This is a genomic window from Nocardiopsis sp. NRRL B-16309 (genome assembly GCF_001279585.1).
Taxonomy (GTDB): domain Bacteria; phylum Actinomycetota; class Actinomycetes; order Streptosporangiales; family Streptosporangiaceae; genus Nocardiopsis.
This window is the reverse complement of record NZ_LGEC01000076.1, coordinates 75,090-85,260: the sequence shown is the minus strand read 5'-3', so window position 1 is coordinate 85,260 and position 10,171 is coordinate 75,090. Positions and strand designations below refer to the sequence as shown.

The 10,171-nt window shown below is 71.2% G+C and carries 8 protein-coding genes; 6 read left to right on the top strand and 2 right to left on the bottom strand.

All coding sequences use genetic code 11. The features are described from left to right. The first annotated feature begins 234 nt into the window (after nucleotides 1-234). The 3 genes from ADL05_RS15990 to ADL05_RS15980 all read left to right on the top strand — a co-directional run bounded on the left by ADL05_RS15990 (nucleotide 235) and on the right by ADL05_RS15980 (nucleotide 3,157). Entirely contained in the window at nucleotides 235-726 is a 492-nt protein-coding gene (locus tag ADL05_RS15990) for a hypothetical protein (RefSeq protein WP_053617768.1), read from the top strand. 152 nt (nucleotides 727-878) lie between these two features. Then, nucleotides 879-2,153 (top strand): sugar ABC transporter substrate-binding protein, encoded by a 1,275-nt coding sequence (locus ADL05_RS15985; RefSeq protein WP_053617767.1) that lies wholly within the window; start codon nucleotides 879-881, stop codon nucleotides 2,151-2,153. Between the two features lie 104 nt (nucleotides 2,154-2,257). Next, nucleotides 2,258-3,157 (top strand): carbohydrate ABC transporter permease, encoded by a 900-nt coding sequence (locus ADL05_RS15980; protein ID WP_053617778.1) that lies wholly within the window; start codon nucleotides 2,258-2,260, stop codon nucleotides 3,155-3,157. A gap of 2 nt (nucleotides 3,158-3,159) precedes the next feature. On the opposite strand, the gene ADL05_RS15975 is transcribed toward ADL05_RS15980, so the two are convergent. Beyond that, complete coding sequence (locus ADL05_RS15975; RefSeq protein WP_053617766.1) at nucleotides 3,160-3,447, bottom strand: hypothetical protein; 288 nt, start codon at nucleotides 3,445-3,447, stop codon at nucleotides 3,160-3,162. Between the two features lie 138 nt (nucleotides 3,448-3,585). Here ADL05_RS15975 and ADL05_RS15970 point away from each other — a divergent pair, with 138 nt between their 5' ends. After that, the gene (locus ADL05_RS15970) at nucleotides 3,586-4,494 is read left to right on the top strand and encodes a carbohydrate ABC transporter permease (protein WP_369800946.1); all 909 of its coding nucleotides are present in this window, start codon (nucleotides 3,586-3,588) and stop codon (nucleotides 4,492-4,494) included. A gap of 193 nt (nucleotides 4,495-4,687) precedes the next feature. Here the strand turns inward: ADL05_RS15970 and ADL05_RS15965 are convergent, their stop codons facing one another. Beyond that, complete coding sequence (locus ADL05_RS15965; protein ID WP_053617765.1) at nucleotides 4,688-6,244, bottom strand: long-chain fatty acid--CoA ligase; 1,557 nt, start codon at nucleotides 6,242-6,244, stop codon at nucleotides 4,688-4,690. Nucleotides 6,245-6,495: 251 nt separating this feature from the next. Here ADL05_RS15965 and leuS point away from each other — a divergent pair, with 251 nt between their 5' ends. Both leuS and ADL05_RS15955 read left to right on the top strand, forming a co-directional pair. After that, nucleotides 6,496-8,991 (top strand): leucine--tRNA ligase, encoded by a 2,496-nt coding sequence (gene leuS / locus ADL05_RS15960; RefSeq protein ID WP_053617764.1) that lies wholly within the window; start codon nucleotides 6,496-6,498, stop codon nucleotides 8,989-8,991. Nucleotides 8,992-9,076: 85 nt separating this feature from the next. Beyond that, nucleotides 9,077-9,679, top strand: a complete 603-nt coding sequence (locus ADL05_RS15955) for a hypothetical protein (RefSeq protein ID WP_053617763.1) — start codon at nucleotides 9,077-9,079, stop codon at nucleotides 9,677-9,679. The last annotated feature ends 492 nt before the right edge of the window (nucleotides 9,680-10,171 follow it).

Below are 10,171 nucleotides of genomic sequence, written 5' to 3'. Positions count from 1 at the left end.
CCGGAGGCGTCGGTTGAGGGTGCCCCTTCCTCGCGAAGCGCCCCCGGGGTGGTGGCGGGTGACGGTGGGGGTCTCTGCGCCGGAGGCGTCGGTTGAGGGAGGCCCCTTCCTCGCGCAGCGCCCCCGGGCGGCGGTGGGTGACGGGCGGGCTTCGGCTCGTCGCGCCCCGCGGCCCCGCGCTTGGCGGCATGATGGAACCGCACGATTCGCACAGCCACGTGAAGGGACTCGTCCGTGTCCTCTGACGACAACGCACCCCGGGGCGACCAGACACCCGCGTCCGACCTGCCCGACCACGTCAAGGAGACCGCGATCGCGCTGGTCGGCGCCTACGCCGACCACAACCGCGACGAGCTCGACCGGGTCCTGCCCCGCGCCGAGGCCGATTCCGCCATGCTCACCTCCGAACTCAAGGTCATCGCGGCCTTCCTCAGCCGCAGGGTGCAGCAGACGGGCGTGGTGTGGAAGCCCGCCGACTCCCGCGAGGCCGTGGCCCGCACCGTCGCCGAGATGCTCCCGCCCGAGCTGGAGTTCGCCGTCTCCACCGCGTGGGAGGCACACTCGGTGGGCGAGGAGGAGGTCGCCGAGCGCTTCACCCGGGGCGACCCCATGGTCTACGTGCACATGCTCGCCGCGTTCAGCGCGGCCATCGGCCTGGCGGTGTACAAGCGGGCCGAACTCGTCTCCATCCTGCGCCAGGTGATGGGGCTGAGCGAAGGGGACTGACCGGCAGGTCAGCGGCGCCGGGGCCGCCGCGGCGCGCCGGTCCCCTAACAGGTGAGACACAACGTGCAGTGGTTTACTTCACAAGTGGCGGTTCCTTACGTAGGTTTCCTACAACCCCCAGGGGACCCTCGAAAGGAACGGGAGGCGCGCCGATGGCTCGCAGCCGCACACACAAGTACGTTCCCCTCCCCGCCGCCGCGGTGGCCCTGACGCTCGCCGTGACCTCCTGCGGATCCGGCGGTTCCGACACCGACGCCCTCCAGGTCTGGATCATGCAGGGCACCAACCCCGACGAGACGGCCTTCTTCGAGGCGGCCAACGCCGCGTTCACCGAGGAGACCGGCATCGAGGTCGAGGTGGAGTTCGTGCCCTGGCAGGACGCCCACGACAAGATCTCCACCTCGATCGCCGGCGGCACCATGCCCGACGTCGCCGAGCTGGGCAACACCTTCACGCCCGGTTTCGCCGACGCCGGGGCCCTGCACGACCTGTCCGGGTACGTCGACGACACCTCCCGGTACATCCCCGGCCTGATGGAGATGGGCGAACTGGACGGGGGCGTCTACGGCGTCCCCTGGTACGCCTCCATCAGGTCCGTCGTCTACCGGTCCGACCTCTTCGAGGAGCACGGCCTGGAGGTCCCCGAGAACTGGGCGGACCTGCGCGGGACCGCCGTGGCCCTGTCCGAGGCCGAGGAGGACATGACCGCCTTCCCGGTCCCCGGCGACGCCCAGTACTCCGTGATGCCGTGGATCTGGGGCGGGGGCGGCGAGATCGCCGTGCAGGGGTCCGACGGCACGTGGGACTCCACGATCGACACCGACGAGGGCAGGGCGGGGATCGAGTTCTTCACCGGCCTGGCCCTGGAGGACGGCGTCTCCTCCACCGGCGCGGTCAACTGGAACGAGATCGACGTCATGGAGGCGGTGGCCGACGAGGAGGCCGCCATGGCCATCCTGGGCAGCGCCAACCCCAAGGCCATCCTGGAGGCCAACCCGGACCTCGAAGGACGGATCGACTCCTTCACCCTGCCCGGCCGCGACGGGGGCCACATGCCCTCCTTCGCCGGCGGCTCGCTGCTGTCGGTCTTCGAGGGCACCGGGAACGAGGAGGCGGCCCAGAGCTACGTCGAGCACCTCACCGGGGACGAGTTCTCCGCCCGCTGGGCCGAGGAGACCGGATTCTTCCCGGGCACGGTCGAGGGCGTGGACGCCTTCTCCGCGTCGGCCGACCCCATCCTGGAGCCCTTCGCGGTCCAGCTCAGCGACGCCAGCCGGGGCCTGCCCGTGACGCCGGAGTGGAGCCGGGTGGAGTCGGAGAAGGTCATCGTCGCCATGCAGCAGGACATCCTCAACGGCAACGCCACCGTGGACGAGGCCACGGAGACCGCCGCCGCGGAGATCGAACGCATCCTCAACGGGGGTTGAGATTGGGTACGCCGCTCGGGACGGGCACGCGGGACCGGGAACCGGAGACCCGCGCCCCGGCGCCGCGGCCGCGGCCCCCGGGCGCCCGGGGCGCGCTGCTGACCATGCGCCGGCGGCGCGCCCTCCTGCCCTGGGCGCTGCTCGCGCCGGCGCTCGTGGTCATCGGGCTGCTCCTGCTGTTCCCGCTCGCCCGGATCGTCTGGCTGTCCTTCCGCGAGTACGGGCTGCGCGAACTCGTCTCCGGCGAGTCGGCGTTCGTCGGTGCCGCCAACTACCTCACCCTGCTGACGGACCCGTACCTGTGGCGGGTCGCCATGCTCAACACCGTGGCCTTCGCGCTTGTGGCGGTGGTGGCCACCCTCGTGCTGGGCACCCTCGTGGCCCTGCTGCTGTCGACGCTGCGGCCGGTGGCCCGGGTGGCCGTGGTCTCCTGCATCATGGTGGCCTGGGCGATGCCCGCGGTCAGCGGCACCTACGTGTGGATGTGGATCTTCGACGTCGAGAACGGCGTCGTGGCCAGGGCGCTGATGGCCATGGGAGCGATCGGCCCCGCGGGCCACAACTGGTTCGCCGACCGCCTGTCCTTCTATGGGATCGCCACGCTCAACGTGGTCCACGGCGGGTTCCCGTTCGTGGCGGTGACGGTCCTGGCCGGGCTGCTGACCGTGCCCCGCGAGCTGCACGAGGCCGCGCTGATCGACGGGGCCGGGGCGTGGAAGCGCTTCTGGCACGTCACCTTCCCCGTCCTGCGCCCGGTGTTCGCCGTGGTCACCGTGCTGTCCACGATCTGGGACTTCAAGGTGTTCGCGCAGATCTACCTCATGCCCGGCGGGGACGTGGGCGGCTCACAGATGCTCAACCTGGGCGTGTGGGCCTACGTGCGCTCCTTCAGCCACAACGACTACGGCCTGGGCTCGGCCATCGCCGTCCTGCTCTCGCTGCTGCTGCTCGGCGTCACGGCGGTCTACCTGCGCGTGCTGTTCCGGGAGGACGAGCTGCGATGAGCTCAGTGCAGCCCCTCGATGAGCTTGGCCCGCACCCGGCGCCAGTCGACCGAGCCGAGCGAGCGTTCGTTGAGGTCCGCGCGGACGGCGCCCATGGTGCGCAGGTCGAAGTCGCCCAGGGACCTGCCGTCGTCGTTGTCCCGGTTCACCAGGTTGTCCACGTACACGAACAACCGCTGACCGCTGTGGTCGTCCAGGGCGTGGCGCACCGCGCTGTCGCGGAAGCGCGCGTCGTAGGGGATCCAGCTGATGATCACCTCGGTGGGGGAGGGCCCGGCCACGTCGTTCACGGCGTCACCCCGTCCCCCTGGTCGACACGGTCATCGTTCCCTCTCCGACGTCGGCGCGCGGCGCTTACCCGGACTGGACCGGAGTCTAACCACCCCCGCCCCGCGGCGGGCAACCAGGTGAGCGAGTGAGGAGCAGCGTTGGACACGACGACCGCGGCGGCCGCCGCCGACCGGGGGACCTCCCGGCCCGAGCGTGACCGCCCCACCCGGCGCGGGCGCGGACGGGCGGCCCGGCGGGCCGCGGCGGCGGCCAAGGCCGCCGGCGTCGCGGTCCTCCTGCTGTTCACGCTCTTCCCCGTCTACTTCATGCTGGTCAGCGCTTTCTCCGACAGGTCGACGGCGAGCACCGGGACGCTGCTGCCCACGGACCTGACCGTCGACAACTTCGTCTACGTCATGACCGAGGGCGACTTCGGCCGCTACATGCTCAACTCGCTCGGTGTCGCGGCGGTCACGGTGGCGGGCGCGTGCGTGCTGGCGCTGCTCGCCGCCGTGGCGGTCGCGCGGTTCCGGTTCCGGATGCGCACGGCGGTCCTGGTCATGGTGCTCGTGGTGCAGATGGTGCCGCTGGAGGCGCTGGTCATTCCGCTCTTCCTGCAGGTCCGTGACCTGGGGATGCTCAACACCCTGCTGGGCCTGGGGGTGGTCTACGTCGCCCTGTCCCTGCCGCTGGCGGTGTGGATGATGCGCGGCTTCGTCGCGGCGGTGCCCGCGGAGGTGGAGGAGGCCGCCTACATCGACGGGGCCTCCTGGCCGCGCATGTTCTGGTCGGTCCTCTTCCCCCTGGTGGCCCCGGGGCTGGTGGCCACGGCCATCTTCGCGTTCATCATCGCCTGGAACGAGTTCGTGCTGGCGCTGACCTTCATGACGCGCAGCGAGAACTACACGGTGGCGGTCGGGCTGCGCCAGTTCTTCGGCCAGTACGCCAACGACTGGGGCCACGTGATGGCCGCCTCCACGCTCATCACCCTGCCGGTCATGGTCTTCTTCGTCCTCGTCCAGCGCTGGCTGGTCTCGGGCCTGGTGCAGGGGGCCGTCAAGGGCTGAGGGCGTTCCGTGGACGGCCGAGGCGGGGCTCGCGGCGGTACCCATCGTGCGCGGGGCACGGGGCGCCCGTCGCGCGGCGGAGCACGCCCGTGTCCGTGCGGCTCCGGGGGAGGGGTCGGGCCGGCCCCGCCGGGAGGAGGGGTGGGAGGGGCCGGCCCGTGACCGCGCGCCCGAGGGTCGCGCGCGGTCGGGATCAGCGCAGTTCGCGCTTGAGGATCTTGCCCGTGGCGGTCATCGGCAGTTCGGTGCGGAACTCCACGGAACGCGGGTACTTGTAGGCGGCCAGGCGCTCCTTGGCGAACTCGATGATCTCCGCCTCGGTGGCGTCGGCCGAGGCGTCCTTGATCACGAACGCCTTGACCTCCTCGCCGTGCGTGTCGTGGGGCACGCCCACGACCGCGGCCAGGCTGACGGCCGGGTGGGTCATCAGGACCTCCTCGATCTCCCGCGGGTACACGTTGTAGCCGCCGCGGATGATCATGTCCTTGGACCGGTCGACGATGAAGTACATGCCGTCCTCGTCCCGGCGGGCGATGTCACCCGTGCGGAACCAGCCGTCGCGCAGCACCTCGGCGTTGGCCTCGGGGCGGTTGTGGTAGCCCTTCATCACGCAGTGCCCGCGCACCGCGATCTCGCCCTCGTCGTGGACCTCGTTCCAGTCGGGGTCGATGAGCTTCATCTCCACGCCCCACACCGGCAGGCCGATGGAACCGGTCTTGGCCAGGACCTTGGGGTTGTTGAAGGAGACCACCGGGGAGGTCTCGGACAGGCCGTAGCCCTCCTTGATCTCCACGCCGAAGGTCTTCGTGAAGTCCTCGGCGAGCTGGCCCGGCAGGGAGGCCCCGCCGGAGGCGGCGTCGACCATGTTGCTCGCGATCTTCTCCAGGTCGTAGGCGCCGGGCTCGGCGGCCTGGACCGCGTTGAGCAGGCCCCAGTACATGGTGGGCACACCGGCGAACCCGGTGACGCCCTCATTCTCCATGAGCCGGAGCGCCTCGTCGCCGTCGAACCGCGGCATGAGGACGAGCGTCCCGCCCCGGTACAGCGGACCGTTGAGCATGACGGTCTGGCCGAAGATGTGGAACAGCGGGAGCACGGTGAGCGAGACGTCGCGGCCGTCGGGGTGGGCGTTGACCACGCGGGCGGAGATGACCGCGTTCATCAGCAGGTTGTTGTGCGACAGCTCCGCGCCCTTGGGCCGGCCCGTCGTGCCGCTGGTGTAGATGATGACCGCGGTGTCCTCGGCCCCGGTCTGCACGGTCTCGAACTCGCCGGGCTGGCCCTCCAGGGCCTTCCACAGGGTCTCGGCACCCTCGATGGTCGACTCGGTGGCACCGGGCGTCGCGGGCAGGTCGATGTAGGTCTCGCAGGAGTCGACCTGGCCGAAGGCGTCGAACGCGCGCTCGCCCAGCGGCAGCTCGGGGCTGCCGGTGAAGGCGAAGAGCGCCTTCGCCCCGGAGTCCTCCAGGTGGTAGGCGATCTCACGGGGAGTGAGGAGCACGTTGAGCGGGACGACCACCGCGCCCGCCTTGAGGGCGCCGTAGTAGACGAAGGGGAAGTACGGCAGGTTGGGGCTGGCGAGGGCGACGCGGTCGCCGGGGCGCACTCCCCGGGACACCAGCAGGTTCGCGACCTGGTTGGCGATCATGTTGGTGACCGCGTAGTTCAGTCGCAGATCGCCGAAGACCAGGCAGTCCTTGTCGGGGACGGACCGGGCGCCGTCCTCGAGCAGTACGGACAGGTTGAGCATGGGGCCTCCCGCTGGCACGTGGGCAACGGACCCAGCTGTGGCCTGGGTCGCGTGTGCTGCATCACTATTTACGGCAGGGTAACAAACCGAGCGGTCGGTGTGGAGTGCTCGGGGGTCGGTAAAACCACCGATCTTTCCGTCACTCTGCGTGTCCGCCGTGGAACCCGTGCTCCGCGCAAGCCGTGCCCGTGGTGACCGGCCAACCGCTAACCTGGGTCCAGTACACCCACACCGGACAGGAACTTGCAGCGATGACAGCGGTAGACGGCGACCAGACGACGGGCGACACCTACGACGCCCGCGCCCTCCAGGACAAGTGGCAGGCGCGCTGGGCCGCTGAGCTCCCGTTCCAGGCCGAAGAGGACCCCGGCGACACCCGGCCCCGCTCCTACATCGTCGACATGTTCGCCTACCCCTCGGGCGACCTGCACATGGGTCACGCCGAGGCCTACGCCATCGGCGACGTGATCGGGCGCTACCGCTTCCAGCGCGGCGACAACGTGCTGCACCCCATCGGCTGGGACTCCTTCGGCCTGCCCGCGGAGAACGCGGCGATCAAGAACGACTCCCACCCCGCCGAGTGGACCTACGCCAACATCGAGACCCAGGCGGCCTCGTTCCGGCGCTACGGCATCGGCGTCGACTGGTCGCGCCGCCTGCACACGAGCGACCCCGAGTACTACAAGTGGAACCAGTGGCTGTTCCTGCGCTTCTTCGAGCGCGGACTGGCCTACCGCAAGGACGGCGGGGTGAACTGGTGCCCCAAGGACCAGACGGTGCTCGCCAACGAGCAGGTCGTCCAGGGCAAGTGCGAACGCTGTGGCTCCGACGTCGTGCGCCGCAGCCTCAACCAGTGGTACTTCAAGATCACCGACTACGCCCAGCGCCTGCTGGACGACATGGACCAGCTGGACAACGGCCGCTGGCCGGACGAGATCCTGGCCATGCAGCGCAACTGGATCGGCCGCTCCACCGGTGCCGACGTCCACTTCAGCATCGAGGGCCGTGACGAGCCGGTCACCGTCTTCACCACGCGCCCCGACACCCTGTACGGCGCCACGTTCTTCGTCGTGGCCGCCGACGCCGAGCTGGCCGACGAGCTGTGCGCTCCCGAGCAGCGCGAGGCCTTCGACGCCTACCGGCGCGATGTGGCCAAGCTGTCCGACATCGAGCGCCAGGCCACCGAGCGCCCCAAGACCGGCGTCTTCCTGGGCCGGTACGCGATCAACCCGGTCAACGGCGAGCGCATGCCGGTCTGGGCGGCCGACTACGTGCTGGCCGACTACGGCCACGGCGCCATCATGGCCGTTCCCGCCCACGACCAGCGCGACCTGGACTTCGCCCTGGCCTTCGACCTGCCGGTCAAGGTCGTGGTCGACACCGGCGAGCCCGACCCCGCCGAGACCGGCGTGGCCACCGCGGGCGAGGGCACCCTGCGCGACTCCGGCCCGCTGGACGGCCTGGAGAAGTCCGCGGCCATCGAGCGGATCATCGAGGTCATGGCCGAGCGCGGCACCGGCGCCGGAACGATCAACTACCGCCTGCGCGACTGGCTGCTGTCCCGCCAGCGCTACTGGGGTACGCCGATCCCGATCATCCACTGCCCGGAGTGCGGCGAGGTCGCCGTTCCCGACGAGCAGCTGCCGGTGACGCTGCCCGAGCTCAAGGGCGCCGAGCTGGCCCCCAAGGGCGTCTCGCCCCTGGCCGCGGCCAAGGACTGGGTGGAGGTCGACTGCCCCTCCTGCGGCGGCCCGGCCAACCGCGACACCGACACCATGGACACCTTCGTCGACTCGTCCTGGTACTTCCTGCGGTACTGCTCGCCGCACGACGACAGCGCGCCGTTCGACACCGAGGCCGTCAACAAGTGGGGCCCGGTGGACCACTACATCGGCGGCAAGGAGCACGCGACGCTGCACCTGATGTACGCGCGCTTCTTCACCAAGGTCCTGCACGACATGGGGATGGTCTCCTTCACCGAGCCCTTCCGCCGGCTGACCAACCAGGGCCAGGTCATCAACGAGGGCCGGGCGATGTCCAAGTCGCTGGGCAACGGTGTCGACCTGGGCAGGGAGATCGACGCCTACGGTGTCGACGCGGTCCGGCTGACCATGCTGTTCGCCAGCCCTCCGGAGGAGGACGTCGACTGGGCCGACGTGTCGGTCACGGCCGCGCAGAAGTTCCTCAACCGCGCCTACCGGGTGATGTCCGAGGCCGGTGCGGCCAGCCGCCCGGGGACGGACCCCGCCGCGGGCCACGTGGAACTGCGCCGCGTCACGCACCGCACGATCGACCAGATCACGACCCTGGTCGAGTCGCGCCGGTTCAACGTCGCCATCGCCCGCACCATGGAACTGGTCTCGGCCGCCCGCCGGGCGATCGACTCCGGCCCCGGCGCGGGCGACCCCGCGGTGCGCGAGGCCGCCGAGTTCGTCGCCGTCGCCCTGTCGCTGTTCGCGCCCTACGTGGCCGAGGAGGGCTGGGAGAAGCTGGGCCACGTCGGCACGGTGGCCGTCGGCAACTGGCCGGAGGCCGATCCGGCACTGCTGGTCCAGGACGAGGTCACGTGTGTCGTCCAGGTCCAGAGCAAGGTGCGCGACAAGCTGACGGTGGCGCCGGACATCGACCCGGCCGAGCTGGAGCGCCTGGCCCTGGCGTCGGAGAAGGCACGCAACTTCATCGGTGACAAGCAGGTCCGCAAGGTGATCGTGCGCGCACCGAAGCTGGTGAACATCGTCGTCGGCTGACCCGTTCCACGGTGGCGGTCGCGCACGGCGGCCGCCACCGGCGCGCACGGGTACGGGCCACGACCGACAGTGAGGCGGTGACCGGGTGTCCGGAAGGACCCGCGGGGTACTGGTGCGGACGGCCGTCGCCGTCGGGGGAGCGGCGGTCCTGTCGGCCGCCGCGATCGGCGGCGGACTCTGGCTGGCCGCGGACGACCCCGACGTGCCCGACAGCGGCGACGTCCACGTCTCGACGCCCGGGTGCGGTGTGCTCACCGACGAGCAGGTGGCCGAACTCCTGCCCGACGCCGTCCTGGAGTCCGCCGAGAGCGGGCCCCTGGACGGCGGCGAGAACACGGCGTGCACGTGGACCTCCGCGGGCTCGGCGTCGGAGGACCCCGAGACGCTGCGGGTGGACCTGTCGGCCGTCTTCACCGACACCTCCGGTGAGACCCCGGTGACGGGGGACGAGGCCGCGCAGGCCGGGTACGAGGCCATGGTCCCGGCCCGCGGCGAGGACGTGCCGCTGACCGAGGACGTCCTGGCGAGCGTGTGGCGCGGCCAGGCTCCGGGTACCGCCGAACTGGCCTTCCGTACCGACAACCTGGTGGTCCGGGTCTCCTACGCGGGCGCCGCCGACGGCCTGGGGTTCGACGAGGCCCGCGACCGCGCGGTCGACGCCGCCGAACACCTGGGGGAGGCCCTGTGACCACCTCCGGCCCCGGCCAGGACCCCGACCCGGACGAGGGCTCCGGCCCCGACAGGCCTTCCGATACCACCCCGCCCCCCGCCCCGGGCTCGGGCACCAGCGAGCAGGTGCCTGGGCGTGACATGAGTTCCGACTCGGTCCCGGGCCGCACTGAGCAGCCGATGCCTGGGCGGGACCCGAGTTCCGCCCCGGGCTCGGGCTCCAGCGAGCAGGTGCCGCCGAACCATCAGGCGGGCCCGCACTCGGGCATGGGCCCCAGTGGGCACGCGGGGCCCGCCCATGACTCGGGTTCTGGTCCGACTGGGGGTCCCAGCGAACGTCCGCGGCCCGGCCATGGTGCCGGTCCCAGTGGACACGCGGCGCCCGGCCACCAGACCGGTCCCAGCGGACACGCGATGTACGGCCATCAGGCGGGCTCTGGTCCCGGGGCGGCCGGTCGGCCGGGCTACCGGCCCGGTGACGCCTTCGGCCCCGGGCCCCACACCGGCCCCG

What these genes read in the sequence shown, in the direction of transcription:
- ADL05_RS15965 (WP_053617765.1), bottom strand. Translation starts at nt 6,244, where the DNA reads ATGCTCAACCTGTCCGTACTGCTCGAGGACGGCGCCCGGTCCGTCCCC.
- ADL05_RS15980 (WP_053617778.1), top strand. Translation starts at nt 2,258, where the DNA reads ATGCGCCGGCGGCGCGCCCTCCTGCCCTGGGCGCTGCTCGCGCCGGCG.
- leuS (WP_053617764.1), top strand. Translation starts at nt 6,496, where the DNA reads ATGACAGCGGTAGACGGCGACCAGACGACGGGCGACACCTACGACGCC.
- ADL05_RS15985 (WP_053617767.1), top strand. Translation starts at nt 879, where the DNA reads ATGGCTCGCAGCCGCACACACAAGTACGTTCCCCTCCCCGCCGCCGCG.